Origin of the sequence: Alcaligenes sp. AB3 (genome assembly GCF_031844565.1) — a bacterium.
Taxonomy (GTDB): Bacteria; Pseudomonadota; Gammaproteobacteria; order Burkholderiales; family Burkholderiaceae_B; genus Alcaligenes; species Alcaligenes faecalis.
The window spans coordinates 35,065-56,915 of the sequence record NZ_JAUZVM010000003.1 but is presented as its reverse complement, the minus strand read 5'-3'; the positions used below and the strand labels follow the sequence as shown (position 1 = coordinate 56,915).

Below are 21,851 nucleotides of genomic sequence, written 5' to 3'. Positions count from 1 at the left end.
TATGCAAGCGCTTAAGCACTTTTGGAGTGTTTATTACTCTTTAGCCCGCTACACCGCAGGCAGCCTGCTTCTGATCGTGCTTCTAGTCCTGTGCTCGCTGGCCGCCTTGCTGATCAGCCTGGTCTTGCCCTGGCAGTTATTGACCGCCATTGATGGCCGCAGTTCGGTGCGCTGGCATTGGTTGATTGCTGATCAACCCGTGATGGCGATTGGCCTGATCGTCCTGGCCGCCTTTGTGGTGCACGTTTTATGTGAATGGGCCATTGGGCAGGTTGGAAAGCATGGCGCGCAAAGGCTGCTGGATGCGCATGCCAAGATCGGCTTGCCCATCGGGTACCAAGGCAAGACACGCAAGTACTTCATGATTCTGGCCCGCTTGCTGTCGTCCAGTATTTTGCTGTTGGCGGTGCTGTTCTTGCTCTTGTGGGTGTATCCCTCGCTAGCTTTGGGAATGACTGTGTATTTGCTGGTGTGCTCGTTATTGGCTGTTCTGGCCTGGTATTACCCAGCGTTTCGAGTGCTGGTGCAGGCAGAGGGCCTGTCCAAATACGGTTGGCATTTAGGTTTCATTTTTGTACTGGCCTGGATTGTCTTTACCTATCCCTATGTGCAGGCTCCGGCGCTTGTGTGGATTGTGATCTGCGTGATTGCCTGCAGGCAGATGCTGATTCAGCTATTTACCTCCTTGCTGCGTGTACAACTGCTTTGGAAAAATCAGGAGCAGGTGTTTCTGCTGTTCCTGCCTGATCGTGTGCAAGGCGCTAAAGCCATTCAAGAGCCCTTGGGTTTGCAGAAGTACATCCAGGATCTGTCTGTGCCCTATACCGGCTTGACGGAGTTGACGACACTTCTGGGCTTGAAAGGACAGGTCAAGCAGGCCTCCTGTTTTCTGGTGGAAAAGGGGCATGCCGCTTATGTGTCCTTACTTCAGGAACCAGCAGGGGATCACAGCAGCACCAGCCTGCTTAAGCTTTACGATGCCAGTCGGCAAACGGTAGGCGAGCATGAACGCACCTTGCTGGAGCAAGCCTTGCCGCATTGGCCTGTGCCGCCTTTGCTGGCTGTGCATCAGGACAAGGATCTGCAGGCCTTGATCTGGCCATGGGAAGCGCAGGCGCAATGGTTAAGTGAGTCGGAAAAACGCAAATGCGGGACATCATTACGTACGCGCTTGTTGGCCTGTTCGATTTCCGAGGACTTGCAGGCGCGCTACGAGCGCGCGAATGCTCCTTTGCATGAGCGCTGGTTCAAGGAGCTGGATTGGCAAGCCTGTCTTCTGATGGCCGAGGACGAGGCAGCAAGAGAACGCCTGGACCGCTTTAGGGACAAGCAGGTTCTGATTTCAGAGCGTTTGGAGGCCTTGCCAGGGCAACTGGTCTTGCCCAGCTTGTTGGGTAGACGAGTGGCACGCAGTCCGGCGGGTCAACATTGGTTGATGAGTTGGAGCCGATGGCAATGGATGCCTGCGGGGGCGGGGTGGCCGTCGGCAACATCACCTGCCGTGATGCGACAAGCTTTGCAAGAGGCATCCGCATATCGACGTGAGTTGTTGGCGGTTGATCTTGAGGATGCCATGCTGGCTTGCCAGATTTATGCGCTCTGGTTCCGAAGTGTGGCCAAGAACCTGTCCATGGCCGATATTCTGATTACGCGCTGTTTGTCTTTACTGCCAGCAGAATAGGTCCACTGAATAGGCGTTTTGTGGCTTCTGCTGGCGGCTCTTGTACTGAAATTCCTCTTACCAAAGCCCATAATGAAATTTGAATTTCATCATGGGCTTTGCGATTTCACTTTCAGGTGGCAGAAACTTTCCAAGCAAGGGTTTACACCTTGTTTTTACCTGAAGTCCTTATTTAAAGCCGTTCTTGGCGGGCTTCAATCTTCCCTGCTTTTCCCTTTTTTCTATCTCCAAGGGTAAATACGGAGCCAAATCATCGCATTCATAATTGAAATTAAAATTTTATTAAGTATTATGTGAAAAACAAATTTCAATTTTAGGTTGTGTCATGGTCATCAAAGATTCGATCCTGGATATTCTCGATGTCCTGCCCAGCGCGGAGCGGCGGTTGGCCGATGTGGTCCTGTCTCATATGGGGCAGCTGGCTACTTACTCCGCCCAGGAACTGGCCGAGAAAGCAGGTGTATCGGCGGCTACCGCGGTGCGCTTTTTCCGACGTTTGGGTTTTAACGGTTTTAACGAATTCCGGGTCACGGCCCGCGAGCAAATGGGTGACGGCGCTCCCTTCAAGCGTCTGCACTCCATGTCCAGCAGCGGTATTCAGGCCGATATGACGCCGTTTATCAATGCAGACGTACAGAACATTTCCACCACCTTCCAGAACATCACTGAACAGCATCTGGATAAGTTCACCCAAGCCGCTCTGAAAGCACGACGCATCTGGGTGTTTGGTTTCCGCAATGGCCAGATCCTGGCATGCTACGCCCACTCTTTACTGCAGCAACTGCGCCCGGATGTGCATCTGGCGGTGGGCACGGTGGCCCATCTGACCGAGCAACTGGCTGATGTGGAAGCAGGGGATCTGGCATTGGTGATGGATTTTCGTCGTCGCTCGGTGCTTTTACCTTCCTTGGTAGAGCATCTGCGGGGCGAGTCGGTACAGATGGCTTTTTTGACCGATGGTCTGGAAAGCTCCTTGCTGCGTTCGCAAGACATCGCGTTCACGGTGGCGACACGCGGGGAGTACTTGTTTGACTCGCATACCGGCACGCTCAGCTTGATCAATTACCTGGTCAGCCGGGTAGCCCTGCAGGCCGAGACGCAGGTGGCGCGCAAGTTGCAGAAGATTGAATCCATCCATCGCAGTTTTCAGGACTTGAAGTCCAATAATTAAACCCATAAAAAGTGGAGCAGACATGAACAAACATGCCGTTCGGGAGCAAGGCGCGGTGCAACTGTATCTGAACCCTCGTTGCGTTCAGGACAGCCAGGAATATGACGCCTCCTTGCAATCGATTTTGTCGGTAGCCGCCTTCGAGCAGGCTCAGGCCAGCATTGTGCAGTGGCCCGGTTATGCGCCTACCCCTTTGCGTCATTTACCCGGTCTGGCCGCGCAGATGAAGGTGGGCGGGGTGTATTACAAGGATGAAGCCGGTCGTTTTGGTTTGGGCAGCTTCAAGGCCTTGGGCGGTGCTTATGCGGTCAACCGTTTACTACTGCGCCAGCTGCAAGCTCATACCGGCAATCCCAACTTGACGCTGGATGATCTGAAAAACCCTGCCTACAAGGATTTTATTGCTGGCTTGACCGTGACCTGCGCGACCGATGGCAATCATGGTCGTTCGGTAGCCTGGGGGGCGAAGAATGCCGGTTGCCAGTGCGTGATCTATATCCATGAACACGTTAGTACCGGTCGTGAGCAGGCCATTGCCTCTTACGGAGCCAAAGTGGTACACGTGCCCGGCAATTACGATGACTCGGTTCGCCAGGCCGCTGAAGATGCCAAAGAGCATGGTTATTTTGTGGTGTCCGATACGTCCTACCCTGGCTATATGGATGTGCCCAAGGATGTGATGCAGGGCTACACCGTCATGGTGCAGGAAGCCCTGGATCAGATTGCATCGGGCAAACCCGTCACTCACGTCTTTATTCAAGGTGGTGTGGGTGGTTTGGCGGCAGCGGTGTGCGCTCATATGTGGGAGCGCCTGGGTGCCCACCGTCCTCGTCTGATTGTGGTCGAGCCCAACAAGGCTGATTGCCTGTTCCAAAGTGCTGTGCAAGGTAAACCCGTTACGGTCACCGGCGATTTGAATACGGTGATGGCCGGTCTGGCTTGCGGCGAAATCTCCTTGCTGGCCTGGGAAATTCTGGATCCTGGCACCTATGCCTATATGACGCTGGAAGACGATGCCGCCTTGCAAACCATGCGCCGTCTGGCCCGTGCTGATAAAGGGGATGCGCCGATTGTGGCGGGTGAGTCTGCTGTGGCCGGTGTAGCCGCTTGCATGGCTGCGTGCGAGCAAGCGGACTGGCGTCAGGCCTTGGGCATTGATGAAAACAGTCAAATTCTATTTTTTGCCAGCGAAGGCGATACCGATGCAGAGCTGTATCAGCGCATTGTCGGTATGAGCGCCAAAGAAGTGCTGGCTCAGGAGCCGGTATGAACAGTGCAGCCAGCACTTGTTTAGCCATTAATGGCCAACGCCTGCTGCAGCGTATTGCGCAGTTGGCGCAGATTGGTGCGATCGACGGGGGCGGTGTGTGCCGCCTGGCCCTGACGGACGAGGACAAGGCGGGCCGCGATCAGGTGGTCAGCTGGATGCGTGATCTTGGTATGCGTGTGGAGATCGATCAGATCGGCAACATTATCGGGACACGTGCTGGCCGTCTGGATGTGGCGCCGGTCATGACGGGCTCGCACATTGATACCGTGCGTACCGGCGGACGCTACGACGGCAATCTGGGTGTGCTGGCTGGACTGGAAGTGGTGGCCAGCTTGAATGATGCCGATGTGCAGCTGGATCGTCCCTTGCAAGTGGTGGCCTTTACCAATGAAGAGGGCGCGCGCTTTGCGCCGGACATGATGGGCAGCCTGGTGTTTCAAGGTGGCTTGTCCTTGCAAGAGGCACTGGACACCGTGGGTATTGATGGCAGCACCGTGCGCGAGAACCTGGAGCGTATTGGCTACGCCGGTTCCGTGCCTTGCGGCCAACCCGATGTGCATGCCTATATGGAACTGCATATTGAGCAGGGCCCGGTTCTGGAGCATGAAAGTATTGATATTGGTGCAGTGACGGGCGTGCAAGGGATTTGCTGGCTGGAGTTCGAGGTGCAAGGCGTCTCCAACCACGCAGGCACCACTCCCATGCACCTGCGCCACGATGCCGGTGTGGTGGCTCAGCAGATTGGCAGCTTTGTGCGTCAGCTGACTGAGCGCTACGGCCCGCCGCAATTGGGCACGGTAGGGCGCTGCGAGCTGTTTCCGAATCTGGTCAATGTGATCCCCAGCAAAGCCGTGTTTACCGTGGATTTGCGCAATGTGGACAAGGCCAGCCTGGATCAGGCCGAGCAGGAAGTGCTGGATTTCGCCCGACAAGCGGCCGAGCGTGAGGGTGTGCAGATCAAGCATCGCCATCTGGCCCGCTTTGATCCTGTGCAGTTTGATGAACGCTTGATCAGCAAGGTCGAGCAACACGCCAAGGATCTGGGCTGCTCGGTCAAGCGCATGCCCAGCGGTGCCGGACACGATGCGCAGATGCTGGCGCGTTCCTGCCCCACAGGCATGATTTTTGTACCAAGTGTGCGTGGTCTGAGCCACAACCCGGCAGAGTTTACCCACGACAAAGACCTGATAGCGGGATGTTCGATTCTGCTATCGACCTTGGTGGAGCTGGCCCGTGAATAAGCAGTAACCCCCTGATGACGGGACCGCCGCCACAAGAGCAAAGGCGGACCGCTTTTAACTACCTGGAGAGACAAAACATGAGCAACCTGCTTAAGGACCGCTTGCGTCCTGCCAAATCGTTAGCCGCCGTCTGGGCTGCCCTTGCCATCACCGCTATTGCCCCCGTGGCTGTCAGTGCTCAAACCACGCTGACCGCCGTGATGGAAGCGCCGTTGCGCTCCCTGGACCCGGTCATTACCACCTCCTACATTGTGCGCAACTACGGCTATATGGTGTATGACACCTTGCTGGCAGAAGATGCGCAGGGTCAGGTCAAACCCCAGATGCTGGAAGGCTGGAAAGTGTCCGAGGACGGCCAGACCTACACCATGACTTTGCGTGAAAACCTGCGCTGGCATGATGGCTCGCCCGTCACGGCTGAAGATGCGGTCGAGTCCATCAAGCGCTGGATTCAGCTGGACAAGATGGGCCAGATCATGACGGAGTTTCTGACCAAGATGGAGGTCGTGGATGATCGCTCCTTTGTGATGCAGTTCTCCTTCCCGACCGATATTGCCTTGCGCGCCATGGGCAAGCCCAGCTCCTTGCCTTTGTTCGTCATGCCCAAGGAGGTGGCACGCACGCCGGTCAGCCAGGCAATTACTTCTACCGTGGGTTCGGGACCATTCCGCTTTGTGGAGAAGGAATATCGCCCAGGTGTGCAGGCCGTGTTCGAGAAAAACCCGGACTACGCGCCCCGCAATGAGCCCGCCAGCGGTTTGGCCGGTGGCAAGCAGGTCAAGGTAGACCGTGTGCGTTGGGTCGCCATGCCGGATGCCATGACCGGGGTGAACGCGCTGCGCAGTGGCGAGATTGATGTGATCGACCAGGTTCAGCTGGACCTCTTGCCCTTGCTGCAAAACGAGTCGGATATTGTTCTGAATGCTTCCACGGCTCGGGGCGCGCAGACCGAGATGCGCTTTAACTTCCTGCAGCCGCCATTCAATAACAAGCAAGTGCGTCAGGCCGCCATGATGGCGCTGAACCAGAAGCCCTTGATGCAGGCGCAGGTCGGCAACCCGGAATACTTTGAAACGTGTGGGGCGGTGTTTGGCTGCCACAGTGTATTCCCGTCACAAGCCGGTTCTGAAGCCTACTTCAAGGGTGATGCCGCCGGTGCGAAAAAACTGCTGGAGCAGGCCGGTTACAAGGGCGAGCCCGTGGTCTTGCTGCATCCCACCGACTTCCTGACTTCGCCCGTGGTGCCGGTGATTGCCCAGCAACTGCGCAATGCCGGGTTCACCGTCAACGTGGAAGCCATGGACTGGCAAACCGTGCAGACTCGCCGTACGTCCAAACGTCCCGTGCAAGAGGGCGGCTGGAGCATCATCACCACCTATTCGGGTCTGGTGGACGTAAGCAATCCGTTGAGTTTCATGGCAGTGGCCTCCAACGGCGACAAGGCCTGGTTTGGCTGGCCGGATGTTCCTGCCATTGAAAAGACACGCATGGAATTTGCCCGCGCCAGCGGTGAGTCCGTGCTGGGTCGTTTGGCCACGGACCTGCAAAAACACATCATGGATGAAGGTGTGATCGTCCCCCTTGGCGAGTTCAAGATGGTTAGCGCCATGCGCAAGAACCTGAATGGCTTTTTGCAAACCCCGGTTCCGGTCTTCTGGAATGTGGAGAAGCGATGATTGGGCTTATTTTCAAGCGCGTACTGGCCACCATCCCGGTATTGCTGATTGTGGCGCTGGTGATCTTTGTGGTGCTGCGCATGACACATGGCGATGCCGCGGTGCTGGTGGCGGGGGATAACGCGACGGATGCACAGATCGCGGAAATCCGTCATCAGATGGGGCTGGACCAGCCAGTGCCGGTGCAGTTTGTGCAGTGGCTGGGCAGCATGGTGCAAGGGGACTTTGGCACGTCCCTGATCTCCAGCCGCCCGGTCAAGGATCTGGTGCTGGATCGTTTGGGGCCGACGGTTTCGCTGACCTTGTTGACTCTGGCCTACACCCTGGCTATTTCCATTCCGCTGGGGGTGTGCTCGGCCTGGTATCGGGGCAAGTCTCTGGATCGCTTTGTGATGGCAGGGTCGGTGGCGGGCTTTTCCGTGCCGGTATTCATCGTGGCTTACTTGTTGATCCTGCTGTTTTCGCTGGAGCTGCGCTGGTTGCCGGTACAGGGCTACAAGCCCTTGAGTGAAGGCCTGTGGGAGCACTTGCGGCATTTGATTCTGCCAGCTGTGTCCCTGGGCACGGTGTATATCGCCCTGATTACCCGCATTGTGCGCACCAGTGTGATCGACACCTTGAACGAGGATTACATCCGCACCGCCCGTGCCAAGGGTCTGAACGAGCGTCGTGTCCTGACACGTCACGCCCTGGGCAATGCGGCGGTTCCCATCCTGACGATTATCGGCATCAGCATCACCATGCTGATCGGCGGAGTGGTGGTAACGGAATCGGTCTTCAACATTCCAGGGCTGGGACGTTTGGTGCTGGATGCGGTGCTGTCCCGCGACTTTACGGTGATTCAGAGCCTGATCGTACTGTTTTCGCTGGTGTATGTAGGGGTGAATCTGCTGATTGATATCTCCTACATGCTGGTCGATCCCCGTATCGATTATTGAGCCCTCGCTTTTTACAGGTAGAACAATATGCAAAAGCTCAACAAATTGAAGAAAGTGGTCGCCAGCAATTCGGCCCGTGCCGCCTTGCTGTTCCTGATCCTGATGGCCGCCATGGCGATTTTTGCTCCCTTTCTGGGCACGCAAGATCCCACTCAGCTGGACCCCAGCGTGCGTCTGCAACCGCCTTCCGAGCAGTTCTGGCTGGGGACGGATGCGCTGGGCCGGGACCTGTATTCCCGTGTGGTGTACGGGGCGCAAGTGTCCTTCATGGTGGGTTTCGGTGTCCTGGCCATCAGCGTGTTCTTTGGCGTGATTCTGGGTTCGCTGGCGGGTTATTTCCGCCGTCTGGACGCGGTCATCATGCGAGTGATGGATGGTGTGATGGCGATTCCCGGCATCTTGCTGGCCATTGCGCTGGTGTCGGTGTCCGGTGCCAGCCTGACCACGGTACTGATCGCCATTGCCATCCCGGAGATCCCACGCATGACGCGGCTGGTACGGGGCGTGATTCTTAGCGTACGTTCTGAGCCATATGTGGAAGCGGCCATGACGGTGGGGACCTCGGCCTACGTGATCTTGTCGCGCCATATGTTCCCCAACACCTTCGCACCCTTGATTGTGCAGGGCACTTATGTGTTTGCCTCGGCAGTGCTGCTGGAAGCGATCTTGAGTTTCCTGGGGGCGGGCATCCCTCCCGAGATGGCCTCCTGGGGCAACATCATCGCTGAAGGTCGCCTGTACTTTCAGTTGATTCCCGGCATCGTGCTGTACCCCGGCATTGTGCTGTCCATCACCATTCTCAGTATCAACGTCCTGGGCGACGCCTTGCGCGATGCTCTGGATCCCAAGCTGGTCACACGGCTGTAAGTGACGAGGGCAGGAGACATAACAATGAATACCTCTACGACCAAGCCCCCATGTGTTTTGTCAGTGAAGGACTTGTGTATTGAAACCAAAGCGGCTCAACCCCGCCAGTTGGTGAACAAGCTCAGCTTCGATGTGTATGCAGGCGAGACCTTGTGCATTGTGGGTGAGTCCGGCTCGGGCAAATCCTTGAGTTCCTTTGCCATCATGGGCTTGCTGCCGCCCGATACCTTGCGTGTCAGCCAGGGCAGTATCGAGCTGATGGGCGAGAATCTGCTGACCATGAACAAGGAGCATTTGCTGTCCTTGCGCGCTTCGGCCATGTCCATGGTATTTCAGGAGCCCATGACAGCCCTGAATCCGGTGCAGCGGGTGGGTGAACAGATTGATGAAGTGATCCGTATCCACGAGAAGAACAGTTCCCGGCAGGAGCGTCGCCAACGTGTGATCAATATGCTGGAGCGCGTGCGTTTGCCGGAGCCGGAAAAGCTCTTCATGGCCTATCCGCATGAGCTGTCTGGCGGTCAGCGCCAGCGCATCATGATTGCCATGGCCTTGATCCTGCAGCCACGTTTGTTGATTGCGGATGAACCCACCACGGCACTGGATGTGACCACGCAAAAGCAGATTCTGAGTCTGATCAAGGAACTGCAAAGCGAATGCGGCACCTCGGTGATTTTTGTGACGCACGACTTTGGAGTGGTGGCGGATATTGCCGACCGGATTCTGGTGATGAAGCGTGGCGATAGTGTGGAGATGGGCACGTGTCAGCAGATTCTGTCCAACCCTAAAGAAGCCTATACCCGCTCCCTGATTGCTTCCGTTCCCAATGTGCATCCGCCTGCAAAAGAGGAAGTGCAAAACGAGGTTGTGCTGAGCGCCCGTGGCTTGGGCAAGGTCTATGGCTCGGACTGCTGGTTCTCGAAGGGGCGCAAGATGCACGCGCTTAGCGACATCAATCTGGATATACGCCGTGATGAAGTGCTGGGTGTCGTGGGGGAGTCCGGCTCGGGCAAGTCCACTTTGGCCCGCTGCATTATTGGCCTGGTTGAGGCCAGCTCGGGGCAGATCACCCTGAATGGTGAAACCTTGCCCGCCGCCTGCAAGGACCGCAGCCTGGCGCAGCGGCGCAAAGTGCAGATCGTGTTTCAGGATCCGTATCGCTCGCTGAATCCTCGTGTGACGATTGGCCAGTCTTTGACAGAAGGCATGCACAACATCGGCGTCGATCCCAAAGTCGCTATTGAGCGCGTGACCGAAGTTTTGTCCATTGTGGGCCTGGACGCCGATGTGCTGGAGCGCTATCCGCATCAGTTCTCGGGTGGTCAGCGGCAACGGCTTTGTCTGGCCCGCGCCATTGTGATGGAGCCGGATGTGCTGATTGCGGACGAATCCGTGTCGGCGCTGGATGTGCTGGTGCAAGAGCAGGTGCTTAAGTTGCTGGTCGATATCAAGCGCAAAACCGGCGTGGCCATCCTGTTCATTACCCATGACTTGCGTGTTGCCGCGCAGATTTCTGACCGCATCGTGGTGATGCAAAAGGGTCGGATTGTGGAGGCCGGAGACCCAGGGCGTGTCATTAGCCAGCCTAGCCAGGCTTACACCCGTGAACTGGTGGAATCCGCACCCGGTGTGCATTGGGATTTTCAGAATTTTTGTGCTTATGCCTGATCAACACGGCTGTTGGGGCTGTGTTGATTGTGCAGAGCTAAATCCTGCTGCTGGAACGTGGCAGGGCGGATCTTAATTGTTGATGGAGTTCAAATCTCATGTCCAGGTTTGTCAATGTAGCAGCGGCTCAGTTGGGCCCTATCGCACGCAACGAAACTAAAAAACAGGTGGTTGACCGCTTGCTGGCCCATTTGCATCAGGCCAAGAAAATGGATGTTGATGTGGTGGTGTTTCCCGAGCTGGCACTGACCACGTTTTTCCCGCGCTGGTTCAGCGAGGATATTTCCGATTTTGATTGTTTTTATGAAACCCAGATGCCAGGGCCGGACACCCAGCCCTTGTTTGATGCTGCTGCCAAATTGCAGATTGGTTTCTACCTGGGCTATGCCGAGCTGGTCATTGAAAACGGCGTAAAGCGTCGCTTCAACGTGTCCATTCTGGTCGATAAAACCGGCACGATTGTGGGCAAGTACCGCAAGGTGCATTTGCCCGGTCACGGCCAGGACGAGCCCTGGCGTGCTTTCCAGCATCTGGAGAAATACTATTTCGAGCCCGGTCACGAGTTCGGTGTGTGGTCGGCCTTCGGGGGCGTGATGGGCATGGCCTTGTGCAATGACCGTCGCTGGTCGGAAACCTACCGCGTCATGGGTTTGAAGGGCGTGGAAATGGTCATGCTGGGCTACAACACGCCGGTTCATAATCCGCCCGCGCCGGAGCACGACGATCTGTCCATGTTCCATAACCATCTGGTCATGCAGGCCGGGGCCTATCAGAACGGCACCTGGGTGGTGGGGGTGGCCAAGGCGGGGAGTGAAGAGGGCATCGAGATGATTGGTGGCAGTGCCATCATTGCGCCGTCTGGGGAGATTGTCGCGGCTTGCTCGACCAAGGGGGACGAGCTGGCGATTGCCCGCTGCGATCTGGACCTGTGCCATTCCTACAAGAGTACGACCTTCAACTTTGAGCGTCATCGTCGGCCAGAAGCGTATGGCCTGATCAGCTCGCAACGTGGAGCGGTGGTGCCATGGGCGTGAACGAACATACAAAAATGGACCTGGCCTGGGATGTGGTCAGCCTGACGCAAGCCTTTGTGCGTATCCCCAGCCTGTCCGGGCAAGAGCAGGCCATGGCGGACTTTGTGCAGCAAGTCATGCGGGAGCTGGGCTTTGACCAGATCAGCGTGGACGACAAGGGGTCGGTGCTGGGCTTTGTAGGCCCGGCCCAGGCTCCGCTGGCCCTGTTATTTGATGCCCATATGGATGTGGTGCCTATCGCCGGAACCTGGACGGTTGAGCCTTTTGGGGCGCAGATCAAGGATGGCCGTATGTATGGGCGCGGCACCAGTGATATGAAGGCAGGCTTGGCCGCCGCCCTGTGTGGCGCGGCGGCAGCGGCTCGTAGTGGTGCCTTGAAACAGCGTATTGCCGTGTCTGCCAGCGTGATGGAGGAAGTGATTGAAGGCTATGCCTTGTCACACGCTCTGGAGCAATGCACGCCGGCTGCTGTGGTGATTTGTGAGCCTTCGCGTTTGCGCATCATGGTAGGCCAGAAAGGGCGACAGGAGATTCTGTTGCGCTTACAAGGTCGTCCAGCCCATGCGGCCTTGCCTCATCTGGGAGTGAATCCGATTCAGGCGGCAGCCAAGGCTATTTCTGCTTTGCAAACGCTGGATTTGCCCAGGGATGCGCAAGTGGGCCAAGCCTTGCTGGTGCCTACTGACATTACTTCTGACCCGCATCCTTCCATTTCCCTGATTCCTTCCTCCGTTACGGTACGTTTTGATCGCCGCACTTTGGTCGGAGAAAGCAGCGAATCGGTGTTGAAACAAATGGAGCAATGCGTGCAGGGTGCCGGTGTGGAGGGCTTTTCGCTGGAACTGGTGGACAGTCAGGTACAAACCTATACGGGTCAGCAGGCCAGCCCGGAGCGGGACTTGCCCGCCTGGCGGCTGGATGAGTCGGCACCTTTGGCCCAAGCCATGGTGCAAGCGGTTCAGCAAGCCGGGCGTGTGGTGGAAATGGATACCTGGTGGTTTTGCACCAATGGCTCCGAGTCCGCCGGGCGACGTGGCATTCCCACCATCGGTCTGGGGCCAGGCGAGGAAGCACAGGCACATACGGCTGATGAGTCGGTAGCGATCGACGATGTTCTGGGGGCCAAGGACATTTACGAACAGCTGTGTATCCAACTGGCGGGACAAGCGTAAGAGCAATCGGAGACAAGTGATGCGTATTGCAGTAGCGGGTTTTCAGCACGAGACCAATACCTTTGGCCCGGCCATGGCAACAATGGCGGACTTTGAGCATGGGGGCGGCTGGCCAGGTATGTGCCGGGCCGAGGCCATCGAGCCTGCCTTGCGTGGGGCCAATATCCCGGCAGCCGGGTTTATGGCCGCCGCCGCACAAGCCGGGGTCGAGTGCGTCCCGCTACTGTGGGCCGCCGCCAGTCCCTCCGCGCCCGTCGAGGCAATGACTTACGAGGCGATCGTGGCGGAGATTCTGTACCGCCTGGAGCAAGTTCTGCCTGTGGATGCGGTGTATCTGGATTTACATGGCGCCATGGTGGCCGAGCATCGCGATGATGGGGAAGGGCATTTGCTGGTTCTGGTGCGCGAGATGGTGGGACCGGATGTGCCGGTGGTCGCCAGTCTGGACTTGCACGCCAATGTCAGCGACACCATGCTGGCGCAGGCCGATATGCTGGTGGCTTACAAAACCTACCCGCATGTGGATATGGGGCAAACGGGCGAGCGTACTTTCCAGGCGCTGATGCGTTGTCTGCAAAGCGGTCGTCGCCCTGAATTGGCCTGGCATCGATTGCCTTTCCTGATCCCGGCGATCTGGCAAAGCACCGAGATGGAACCGGCGGCCAGCCTGTACCGTCACTTGTCATCGCTGGAAGAAATAGAAGGCGAGGGGAGCGTGTCGTTCGCCATGGGCTTTCCTGCCGCGGACGTGCCGGAATGCGGAGCGGTCTTGTGGGCCTACGCCCAGACACAGGAAGAAGCCGATAGCCGTTTGGCAGCCTTTCTGGACGAGGTGCTCGATAAAGCCCAAGGCTTCCAAGGCAAGCTTTATGAACCGGACGAAGCCGTGCAATGGGCGCTGAGTCACCCTGGTAAAGGCCCGGTGATCATTGCCGATGCTCACGACAACCCCGGTGGCGGCGCCAGCTCCGATACCTGTGGCCTCTTGCGCGCCTTGCTGAAAGCCAAGGTATCGGATGCCGCTTTAGGCTTGATCGTGGACCCGGAAAGCGCTGCTCTGGTGCACCAGGCAGGTGCCGGTAAAACCATCGAACTGTCCCTGGGCGGTAAATCCGGTGTCCCCGGCGATATGCCCTTGCATGCTCGCTTTTATATCGAGTCCGTATCCGATGGCCAGTTCCGCGCCACCGGCCCGTACTACGCAGGCTGTGCCATGAACCTGGGGCCCAGTGCCTGTTTGCGCATAGAAGGCGTGCGTATCGTTCTGGCCTCCTACAAGTCGCAGATGGCAGATCAAAGCATGTTCCGTTTTGTTGGGATAGAGCCAGAGCAGATGAAGATACTGGTCCTGAAAAGCGCCGTGCACTTCAGAGCGGACTTTGGCAGCATCAGTGACCGCATCATTGTCGGAGCAGCACCGGGAGGAGTTTCCATGCGCACGACCGACTTGCCGTGGGAGCGTTTACCGGCAGAACGCCTGCTGTATCCCGGTGGCCCCAGCCTGTCTCAATGGCGAGTCATGCAATCAGAAGGGCGGGCCTGTTCACAATAGCTTTGCATTTTTTTCCCAAGTAGGTATACTCCTGCCTTCACGGTTTTGATGCGGATTAGCTCGGTAAAACGAGCTTTGAAAATCAGGCCGCCTGTTCAGACAAGTGTAGTTTTCGATTGGTCCCGGGATTAACTATCAATAATCTCAAATCGAAAGAAAAAATCTAAAAAACACTTGCAAGAAAGGAAGAACGGGGTTATAGTTTAATTCTTTCGGGGCGTAGCGCAGCCTGGTAGCGCACTTGCATGGGGTGCAAGGGGTCGAAGGTTCAAATCCTTCCGTTCCGACCAAATTTAAAAAGGCCTACAGCATTTTTGCTGTAGGCCTTTTTCATTGCGGCGGGGGTTGGAGCTCGTGCTTGGGGCTTGCTGACGTTCCTTGTGTATTGATCGCCAGACCCGGACGTAGATAGACAAGCTATTTATCGGTTTATGGCCTATCCTGTAGTACCGCCCTGACATTTGTTGGGGTAGCCATTGACCAATGGAGGTCACAATGGACAAGAGAGGTAAACCGCCTAAGAAGGCAAGTACACGCAAGTCTGAGCTCGCCCCGCCGCAAACGGGGTGGCCAGCTCAGGCTCCCAACGAGGGGATCAAGCGAGCCAGTGCTGCTCATGATCATAAACCTACAGGAAGAGGCGCAGTGCGGGGCAGATAACCCCTCGAGACTTGAATGACTCTTTTTAGCCTGTGTCAAAGAAAAGGCCTGCAATGTCAACATTGCAGGCCTTTTTGATTGGCATTTGCACTGCGTGCTAGTGCTGAAGATTCTGCGACATAGCCGGTGATAGCTTGGAGCCCAGGCAAGAGCTCCAACGGACACACTCATATAATCACAATGTTTTGCACTTTGAGCGTTGGCATGAGGATTTTTTTAGCTTCTCCAGGGGCTTGCGAACAGGGGCCAACAACAGCCATAAACTCGTGCTTGAGGCTGAGTGCAGAGGATAAGGTTAAAAAAATGACACCGGGTGCACAGATTACCGGGGCGTTGATAGGCCCCTTTACGCTCCTGAAGGGCTGTGCTCCAGACGTTGGTCAGAGCGGGGAAAAGTTTTTATTGTTATTGGAGTCGTCAGGGGGAGGGCTGTCGCCGTAATCTTTGGCGGTCCCGTATTGCAGACTCGTTGGGGCGAGTCTGCGAAAGCTACTTATTTGCCTTTCGGTTGGTCCTGCGGAGCTTTGCCATCTTTCTTGTCGTCAGGATGCATGGCCGCTTTTCGATCAGGAGAAGGTGATGGGTTTTGGGGAGGGGCTTGGGGTTTGTTGGGAGAGCCCGTTGTTTGTGTCATGAGAGACTCCAATAGGTGAATCATTGCAGCAAATCAGACGTGTTGAGGGTACTGCTTTGCGCCTTGATGCACGGATAGTTAGTTAAAAATGGATTGATCGTTTTGCGCTGGAGGAGGGTGGCGAGGTTTCTTGTCGCCGATGGGCTCATCGTTTGCAGGTAGCGTCTGATCGTCTTCGTGGATCCGTTCGATTTCGACGGGGCGTTTGTCGCGGGGGTCCGGGACAGTGGGTTCGGCGGGGTCGGTGGCCGCGAGAAGGGGGAAGCGAAGCAAGTTAACTTTTCTTCCAATGGACCGAAGATAGTGTGTCATAGGCACTCCTGCCATGACTGGCGGGATATTTCTCAGAGAGTCTGAGCAACAGCGCCAGTAGCGCCTTCAAGGTGTCAATGAGAAGGTCTAAGTTCATACTAGGCTGATCCTGAAAATACCCACTATGATAATTTGTAAATCATTGTATTTTAAGGGGAAATTCAGTCTGTACGCTCTGCTTTAGATCTGTTTGAAAAGCTGGAGAGGGCTATACTGACCGTTCATTTAACCGCTGATTAGAGAGGGCGCCATGAATACAGAAGTCTCATCAGGAGGTGGGCAATGGGATGATGATGGCGGATCTCAATTGAAAGCCTTGGCCGTTGCACGAGCAGTGGATCAGCTAGACGAAGATGATCAGTTGATACTTGGTTTTTTGGGGGCATCGCTGTTGAGCTTGTGGGATGATTTGCCTGCCAATGAGCAACAGAGGCTGTTGAACAGTCAGACTATCAAAAGTGCTTTTGATAAAGCAGAAATCAAAACTCGGATTCAGCGGCTGGAAGAACATATCAAACTACTAAAATAATTAGTCGTCAGCTTGGGATGCAGGTCACTATGGCGGGCTTGTTTTTATGTGCCGGGAACTTGTGGGAGATGTACCTTGCAGCTTACCGTGTCACCTTCAAAAACTAGCTTGACACTATCGCTGGGTAGAAACGGAGTTCCGGGAGCACCCAGGACGGTGCATTCATGAAGAATGATGAGGGAGTTTTGAGCTTGATTGGTCATCTGCCTTAAAACTGGAGCTTTTGGGGAGCCCCAGATTCGCTTATTTCCATTGCGATGCAGCTCTCTAAAATGGAATAACTGCCGCCGGTCGTGCGTGCCACGCGGTCGCAATAAGTGCTTGTCTTGCTGGGGACAGAATCCCACATTCTTTTTAAGTGGTTGTAGGCAGTCTGCTCCATTTTGATGCATTCGTTTGTGATTATTGCCGAACCTCCTGAAACGGCGGAGACGCTTTCACAGTAGGAGTTTGGATCGTATCGGGGTAGCTCAGCAGCATGAGCGGTTGATGACATGCAAAAAGCAGTGGTTCCGATCAAGGCTATTTTTATCTTCATAATCTCTCCAATGACGATTTGCTTTTAAAGGCAAGGAGCCAGGTGGCTCCTTGTTTTTCATGTTGTCATTGCTTGTTCGTTCGGTTTATATGTTCAAGATTGATAGGAGCATGAGATTTCAGGATTTTTTTATTTGATCAGGTCCTGACTAGCTTTATTACCACCCCCAGCAAGTTCCGGCCGCAGGCTTGCCGCAATTGCGGTAGTTCACTGCAAACCACAGCTTTCCCGCGCCCCGTGGGCTGCCGTCAGATTTGACGTCGTTGCGTGGCAGTTCTTCCAAGGTGTCACGCGCTGTTTTAGTGACGGAGTCACTAGCAGCGTCGGCCTCAAGAATGATGCGGCCTAAAGCAGCGGCATCACGGTCTTCAAAGACCAGATCCGTGTATTTCAGAGCCGTCATTTTCAGGGCTGCATCGCGCACGGCAGCGGCGTAGCTGTCGTCCGAACCACCGGGCTTCAAGGCCTTGTTCAAAGTGCTGACAGCCAGAATCTGGGTAGGTGTGGCGGGTGGAGCCATCAGGTAGTCGTCCAGTTTGGTCAAGTGGCCCTCTGAAGCTTGGCGGCGCAGCCAGTCGCCCCATAGAAACTCCGCGTATTCAGGCAGGTTGCCGTTTTTATAGGCAACGTCGCGGGTGAAGTAGACCAGGGAGCGATAGCGGTCTTCCTGCATGCCACCGGCTTCTTTTTCGCTGGCCAGGCCAACACGAGTGGGCAGTTGTTCGACAGTAATAGCCTGGTTGTCACCATCACGCAGCCAGACCAGTTTTTCCTTGCTCATGCGCTCCCAGAAGGCAGATGCTTCGCGGATATCGCTGTAGTTGGCGCTGACTTTGACCCAGACGGGCAGTTTGGGGCCGCCGTCAGGGATCTCGCGCAGGGAGGAGAAGGTGTGGTGGCCATCGGTCAGGTACAGATTGCCGTCCCAGCCTACGACCACGGTTTTAAGGTTTTCTGTTTGCGAGCCTAACGGGTCTTTACACAGATACGTGGTGGGCTGGTCCAGGCGGGCAGCTTGAACCTCAGCGATGGTCAGAAATTTCTGGGCACGCTCGGTACCGCCCATATCCTCGCAGTAGTCGTCAAACTTCTTGCCGATGGTGCGATTCAAATAGTCCAGGTGCTGCTTGGGGTTGTTAGCCCAGGTAGGGCGATTCAGATCGCCTTGCCAGCGGCCGAGCTTGTAGTAAACCTGATCGTAGCCAATGGCAGCCTGGGTGGGATGCAGCTCTTCGATGCGGACTTTGATGACATCGCCTGCTTTGCTGTCCAGATAGGCGGTGTTGCGAGGAGGTTCCGGCTCTTCAGTGACGGGTGGCGTCACGACGGGGGCTTCGGGGGAGTGGCTGCCGCCTGTGCTGGAGCCGCTGTCGCAGGCTGCCAAGGCCAAGGGCAGCAGGGCGATACCCAGGGCACGCTGAAGCTGTTGTCGGGCGGGGACAAGAGAGTGCAAAGAAACGAGGTTCATGGTCCGTTGGGGATTTTGTTGGAAGATCCTAGATCATGAGGGATGGGTATTGCCGGAACATTGCATTCAGAAACATTCATCGCTTGTGCTGGAGAGGGGGCTGCTTGTCACGGCGGGGGGTGAAATTGTGACCAGCTCGCTCAGTCCTCTCTCAGGCGGACTGAATCCCGTAAACTGTCCACGCTTGAATTAAATTGATAAATCACTTCCAGGCTGTGGGAGCTGGTTTTAAAAGGTCATTAATGTCGCTCTACAAAAAAGCCTGGCTGTTTACCCTGTTCAATATCTTGCTCCTGGTGGCCTTGTATTTTGGGCTGCCGGTGTTCGACCGTGTGTTGGGGACATTGGGGTTTTTGGTGTTTGGCTTTTACATTCTGGGTCAGGGCCTGGTGGCCATGACGGTTTTTACTTGCCCAAAGTGTGGCCTGTCGCCGTTCATGGGTAGCCAGAGCCTGTTCACCAGCTATTCGCCGTTTCCGCGCAAGAAGTGTGGTCAATGCGGACATGACCACACTCAGACTGAGTAGGGCAAGCTGCGATCCGGCGATCCGGCGCGGTGATCGCTTGTTGACTCAGTCATTGCGCAGCGGGTTTTCCTTCCTGGATTAGTCCGGGTGATGGTTGTGATCCACCACCATATTGTCTCCAAAGGTGGAGAATTTGGCGGTGACCTCGGCAGGCAGTTTGGCTTCAGCCTCGCTGGTGTTCTTGACCAGGCGTTCTGCCGCTTCAGTGCTCATGCCGGCCATGGTCAGGGTCTCGACGTCGTTCAAGCCATCGCCGCCGCACATATGAACATTCCATGCCCCATGGCGACTCTTTAATAACGCACGACCACCACGCGTCAGTTGTGTCCAACCGGCCAGGGCGTAGTCACCCTCGATCACGACAGGTTCCACCACCAGAGGCGCTTCGGGGCTGTCCCAAATTGCCTTCATGGCGTGAGAGATGCGATCAGCCTCTGAAGGCGCAGCGCGAGCCACGCCGGTGATCATGGCGAGCAAGATGAGCAAAGCCACGGCGAAGAAAAGACCATGGCGTGCCACCTTGAAGGTCTGGTGATGTTGTGAAGCTGTTTTCATGAAAACTCCTTGTTTCTCAAGCTAATAAAGGACAGGGTGGGGCTTTCGCTCCGAGCAGAGTGCTCATCTGACTGCTTGGCAGCCTGGGAGCCGTGATCTGGCATGCAAGGATCAACAGCTGTGATGTGACGTGCATGGCAAACCCCTTGAAAAGATGCAACAAAAACGGGATCAATACTGGATCTGCACACCGGCAAAGACAGATCGCCCTGTACCCGGCTCGAACAAGGGTGAGGAGGCGGTGGCGTCGTCCGTAATGCTAGCGCTGGCGATGTATCGACGATCGGTCAGGTTACGGCCGTCTATATAGAAGGAGTAGGGGCCGCGCTCCCAGCCAGCTCGCAAGCCCAGCAAGGCATAGGAACTGGTCTTGGTGGTGTTGGCGTTGTCTACGTAATAGGCCTGCGGCACCCATTCCACATTGGGGCCAATGTGAAAGCCTGAAGGGTGCTTGTAGATAATCTCTGCGCGCAGATAGTGCTTGGGCACACCGGGCATTTGATTGTTGTTCCAGTCCTGATCGTTGTCGAACTTGAAGTTGCTGTAGGTGTAGGCGCCTTTGATGTCCAGGCTGTCACTTTGCAGACCTTGCACCAACAAGCCACGGGCGGCTGTCCATTGCACACCCAGTTCTATACCCTGGTGAGTGGTGCGATCCGCGTTGACGGTCTTGTCGCAAATGTTCCAGGGCGCGCTGATGCATTGCAGCTCATTTTTGACGCGCGCATGGTACAGCGAGACATCCCAGGCCACGTCCCCGCTTTCTCCTCGGGTGCCAATTTCGAAGGTGGTGGCGCGTTGAGCTTGCAGGCGATCCAGATCATTGCTGGTCGAGAACGTCATATCGTCAAACGTAGGCGGCTCGGCGCTGCGGGAAATATTGCCGTAGATTTGCCACTGCGGACCTGCATCCCACAACAGCCCTAATTTGGGATTGAAGAAGTGGTAGCTCTTGTCCCCGGAGCGGGTGGTGGGCAGGCCGCCGTTGTACAGGTCCTGGCGTTTGCGTTGAGCATGCAAGTATTGCAGGCCGGTGATCAGGGACAAGTCCGAGCCTAGACTCCAGGCGTTTTCGGCATAGGCACTCAGGTTGTTGGACCTGTCTTTGCTGGCAGATAGTTTTTCCAGTCGTTTACCTCCCACGTTTACCGAGTTTTGGGCATCAATCTTGCCGGCCGACCAGGTCAGGCCCAGCGTGAGGCGATTGTCTCTGCCCGCAAGCGGGCTGGTGTTGACCAACCTACCGTAGACGCCGTAGCTGCTCGTGTCCCTATCAACGAATTGATAAATAGGGTGTCGCAACGAACTTTGTTCAAACCAGCCACCTAGTTCGTACTGCGTCTCGCCCATGACCAGCACTGTGCGGTTGGCAATGCGGCCGCCGTCCAGGTTGAGCTGCCAGTCCTGCTCCTTGTTTTCCTTGGCGGCTTGCCGTGGATTATTCAGAGCCTGATCGCGGCTGACGGAGCCGGGAATATCCTGGTGAATCTGGTAGCCGCTCACGAAAAAACGGGTTTCTGCCCGGTCTGACAAACGCCAGCCCAGGTTCGCACTGGCTCGCGAGGAATGGCCAGCACTTTGTTCTCTATAACCATCCTGGGTTTGCCAGGAGCCGGAAACTACACCATCCAGTTTTTCGCCCGCAAAGCCGCTGCTCAGTTGCACGCGTCGCCAGCCAAAACTACCGGCATCCAGACGTCCTTGAAAGGCGTCGGCATTATGGCCGGTAGGGGTGACGAAGTTGATGGCTCCGCCCAATGTGGCGGCTCCGTATTGCAAGGCATTGGCACCTTTATAGATCTCGGTATAGCGGTAGGCCGTAGGGTCGATACGATGAAAATTGCTGCTGCCGTCCGGGTCGTTCAGTGGAATGCCATCCTGGTAGAGGCTGATGCCGCGCAGATGGTAATAACGTGACAGGCCCGAGCCACGTATGGACAGGCGTGCATCATCACCCCATTTGGGCTGCGCAAACACCCCTGGTGTGTAGTCCAGCATGTCTTTGACGGTGGCGGCTTTGGTATCACGCCAGGCGTTCTCGGGCACCAGAGCGACGCCGCCCGCGGTGTGTTCAATATTTTTTTGAGCAGTTTGCAGGTCTGGGACAGTCAAACTTTTGCCACGCTCTGGAGTGACGATGACGGGGGCCAGCGTTGGCGTCTGTGCATGGGCAAGGCTGGCCCAGGAACTGGAAAACAGCAAGGCGAGAGTCAGGACGTTGAGTCGTGCGCGTGCTGATCCTTGGGCCAATGGAACAGAGGGCAGAAAAGGGGCGGCCTGCACGGCGCATGCCTGTGCAGAAACAGAAAAGATGGACATAAAAAAACCTTGAATGACTTCGCTGAAAAGCGACTGCAC

17 protein-coding genes and 1 tRNA gene are annotated in these 21,851 nt (G+C 56.0%); 14 read left to right on the top strand and 4 right to left on the bottom strand.

Translation table 11 applies throughout. The annotated features are described in order from the left end of the window. The first annotated feature begins 1 nt into the window (after position 1). The 12 genes from Q9R35_RS07740 (at position 2) to Q9R35_RS07685 (ending at position 14,560) form a co-directional block, all read left to right on the top strand. The gene (locus tag Q9R35_RS07740; protein ID WP_311219624.1) at positions 2-1,681 is read left to right on the top strand and encodes a hypothetical protein; all 1,680 of its coding nucleotides are present in this window, start codon (positions 2-4) and stop codon (positions 1,679-1,681) included. 325 nt (positions 1,682-2,006) lie between these two features. Continuing rightward, on the top strand, positions 2,007-2,852 hold the full coding sequence (locus Q9R35_RS07735; protein WP_051316192.1) for a MurR/RpiR family transcriptional regulator: 846 nt from the start codon (positions 2,007-2,009) through the stop codon (positions 2,850-2,852). Positions 2,853-2,874: 22 nt separating this feature from the next. Beyond that, positions 2,875-4,122 (top strand): diaminopropionate ammonia-lyase, encoded by a 1,248-nt coding sequence (locus tag Q9R35_RS07730; RefSeq protein ID WP_311219623.1) that lies wholly within the window; start codon positions 2,875-2,877, stop codon positions 4,120-4,122. Next, the gene (locus Q9R35_RS07725; RefSeq protein WP_063693628.1) at positions 4,119-5,363 is read left to right on the top strand and encodes a Zn-dependent hydrolase; all 1,245 of its coding nucleotides are present in this window, start codon (positions 4,119-4,121) and stop codon (positions 5,361-5,363) included. The genes Q9R35_RS07730 and Q9R35_RS07725 overlap by 4 nt, the downstream gene beginning before the upstream one ends. Before the next feature lie 77 nt (positions 5,364-5,440). Beyond that, a complete protein-coding gene (locus tag Q9R35_RS07720; protein ID WP_311219622.1) occupies positions 5,441-7,039 on the top strand; it encodes an ABC transporter substrate-binding protein in 1,599 nt (532 codons plus the stop codon). Next, on the top strand, positions 7,036-7,977 hold the full coding sequence (locus Q9R35_RS07715; protein WP_009454334.1) for an ABC transporter permease: 942 nt from the start codon (positions 7,036-7,038) through the stop codon (positions 7,975-7,977). The genes Q9R35_RS07720 and Q9R35_RS07715 overlap by 4 nt, the downstream gene beginning before the upstream one ends. 27 nt (positions 7,978-8,004) lie before the next feature. Beyond that, positions 8,005-8,844, top strand: a complete 840-nt coding sequence (locus Q9R35_RS07710) for an ABC transporter permease (protein ID WP_009454332.1) — start codon at positions 8,005-8,007, stop codon at positions 8,842-8,844. A gap of 24 nt (positions 8,845-8,868) precedes the next feature. Next, positions 8,869-10,512, top strand: coding sequence for an ABC transporter ATP-binding protein (locus Q9R35_RS07705; protein WP_045931406.1), 1,644 nt, complete (start codon positions 8,869-8,871; stop codon positions 10,510-10,512). A 98-nt stretch (positions 10,513-10,610) separates the two neighbouring features. Next, positions 10,611-11,546, top strand: a complete 936-nt coding sequence (locus Q9R35_RS07700) for an N-carbamoyl-D-amino-acid hydrolase (RefSeq protein WP_009454329.1) — start codon at positions 10,611-10,613, stop codon at positions 11,544-11,546. Continuing rightward, a complete protein-coding gene (locus Q9R35_RS07695) occupies positions 11,537-12,718 on the top strand; it encodes a YgeY family selenium metabolism-linked hydrolase (protein ID WP_063693631.1) in 1,182 nt (393 codons plus the stop codon). The genes Q9R35_RS07700 and Q9R35_RS07695 overlap by 10 nt, the downstream gene beginning before the upstream one ends. Positions 12,719-12,737: 19 nt before the next feature. After that, positions 12,738-14,270: a M81 family metallopeptidase gene (locus Q9R35_RS07690; RefSeq protein WP_063693633.1), complete on the top strand. Its 1,533-nt coding sequence runs from the start codon at positions 12,738-12,740 to the stop codon at positions 14,268-14,270. Between the two features lie 213 nt (positions 14,271-14,483). Further along, positions 14,484-14,560, top strand: a tRNA-Pro gene (locus Q9R35_RS07685). A 1,082-nt stretch (positions 14,561-15,642) separates the two neighbouring features. Here Q9R35_RS07685 and Q9R35_RS07680 read toward each other — a convergent pair. Beyond that, positions 15,643-15,876: a hypothetical protein gene (locus Q9R35_RS07680; protein ID WP_042480384.1), complete on the bottom strand. Its 234-nt coding sequence runs from the start codon at positions 15,874-15,876 to the stop codon at positions 15,643-15,645. A 250-nt stretch (positions 15,877-16,126) separates the two neighbouring features. Here Q9R35_RS07680 and Q9R35_RS07675 point away from each other — a divergent pair, with 250 nt between their 5' ends. Beyond that, complete coding sequence (locus Q9R35_RS07675; RefSeq protein WP_042480388.1) at positions 16,127-16,405, top strand: hypothetical protein; 279 nt, start codon at positions 16,127-16,129, stop codon at positions 16,403-16,405. A gap of 695 nt (positions 16,406-17,100) precedes the next feature. Here Q9R35_RS07675 and Q9R35_RS07670 read toward each other — a convergent pair. Beyond that, complete coding sequence (locus tag Q9R35_RS07670; RefSeq protein WP_311219621.1) at positions 17,101-18,411, bottom strand: ParB/Srx family N-terminal domain-containing protein; 1,311 nt, start codon at positions 18,409-18,411, stop codon at positions 17,101-17,103. Between the two features lie 242 nt (positions 18,412-18,653). Between Q9R35_RS07670 and Q9R35_RS07665 the strand changes: the two genes are divergently transcribed. After that, positions 18,654-18,938 (top strand): hypothetical protein, encoded by a 285-nt coding sequence (locus Q9R35_RS07665; protein WP_045931401.1) that lies wholly within the window; start codon positions 18,654-18,656, stop codon positions 18,936-18,938. Positions 18,939-19,016: 78 nt separating this feature from the next. On the opposite strand, the gene Q9R35_RS07660 is transcribed toward Q9R35_RS07665, so the two are convergent. Beyond that, a complete protein-coding gene (locus tag Q9R35_RS07660; RefSeq protein ID WP_052362855.1) occupies positions 19,017-19,493 on the bottom strand; it encodes a copper uptake system-associated protein in 477 nt (158 codons plus the stop codon). Between the two features lie 171 nt (positions 19,494-19,664). Further along, the gene (locus tag Q9R35_RS07655) at positions 19,665-21,812 is read right to left on the bottom strand and encodes a TonB-dependent receptor (RefSeq protein WP_311219620.1); all 2,148 of its coding nucleotides are present in this window, start codon (positions 21,810-21,812) and stop codon (positions 19,665-19,667) included. Positions 21,813-21,851 lie beyond the last annotated feature (39 nt).

What these genes read in the sequence shown, in the direction of transcription:
- Q9R35_RS07740 (WP_311219624.1), top strand. Translation starts at nt 2, where the DNA reads ATGCAAGCGCTTAAGCACTTTTGGAGTGTTTATTACTCTTTAGCCCGC.
- Q9R35_RS07735 (WP_051316192.1), top strand. Translation starts at nt 2,007, where the DNA reads ATGGTCATCAAAGATTCGATCCTGGATATTCTCGATGTCCTGCCCAGC.
- Q9R35_RS07730 (WP_311219623.1), top strand. Translation starts at nt 2,875, where the DNA reads ATGAACAAACATGCCGTTCGGGAGCAAGGCGCGGTGCAACTGTATCTG.
- Q9R35_RS07725 (WP_063693628.1), top strand. Translation starts at nt 4,119, where the DNA reads ATGAACAGTGCAGCCAGCACTTGTTTAGCCATTAATGGCCAACGCCTG.
- Q9R35_RS07720 (WP_311219622.1), top strand. Translation starts at nt 5,441, where the DNA reads ATGAGCAACCTGCTTAAGGACCGCTTGCGTCCTGCCAAATCGTTAGCC.
- Q9R35_RS07715 (WP_009454334.1), top strand. Translation starts at nt 7,036, where the DNA reads ATGATTGGGCTTATTTTCAAGCGCGTACTGGCCACCATCCCGGTATTG.
- Q9R35_RS07710 (WP_009454332.1), top strand. Translation starts at nt 8,005, where the DNA reads ATGCAAAAGCTCAACAAATTGAAGAAAGTGGTCGCCAGCAATTCGGCC.
- Q9R35_RS07705 (WP_045931406.1), top strand. Translation starts at nt 8,869, where the DNA reads ATGAATACCTCTACGACCAAGCCCCCATGTGTTTTGTCAGTGAAGGAC.
- Q9R35_RS07700 (WP_009454329.1), top strand. Translation starts at nt 10,611, where the DNA reads ATGTCCAGGTTTGTCAATGTAGCAGCGGCTCAGTTGGGCCCTATCGCA.
- Q9R35_RS07695 (WP_063693631.1), top strand. Translation starts at nt 11,537, where the DNA reads ATGGGCGTGAACGAACATACAAAAATGGACCTGGCCTGGGATGTGGTC.
- Q9R35_RS07690 (WP_063693633.1), top strand. Translation starts at nt 12,738, where the DNA reads ATGCGTATTGCAGTAGCGGGTTTTCAGCACGAGACCAATACCTTTGGC.
- Q9R35_RS07680 (WP_042480384.1), bottom strand. Translation starts at nt 15,876, where the DNA reads ATGACACACTATCTTCGGTCCATTGGAAGAAAAGTTAACTTGCTTCGC.
- Q9R35_RS07675 (WP_042480388.1), top strand. Translation starts at nt 16,127, where the DNA reads ATGAATACAGAAGTCTCATCAGGAGGTGGGCAATGGGATGATGATGGC.
- Q9R35_RS07670 (WP_311219621.1), bottom strand. Translation starts at nt 18,411, where the DNA reads ATGAACCTCGTTTCTTTGCACTCTCTTGTCCCCGCCCGACAACAGCTT.
- Q9R35_RS07665 (WP_045931401.1), top strand. Translation starts at nt 18,654, where the DNA reads ATGTCGCTCTACAAAAAAGCCTGGCTGTTTACCCTGTTCAATATCTTG.
- Q9R35_RS07660 (WP_052362855.1), bottom strand. Translation starts at nt 19,493, where the DNA reads ATGAAAACAGCTTCACAACATCACCAGACCTTCAAGGTGGCACGCCAT.
- Q9R35_RS07655 (WP_311219620.1), bottom strand. Translation starts at nt 21,812, where the DNA reads ATGTCCATCTTTTCTGTTTCTGCACAGGCATGCGCCGTGCAGGCCGCC.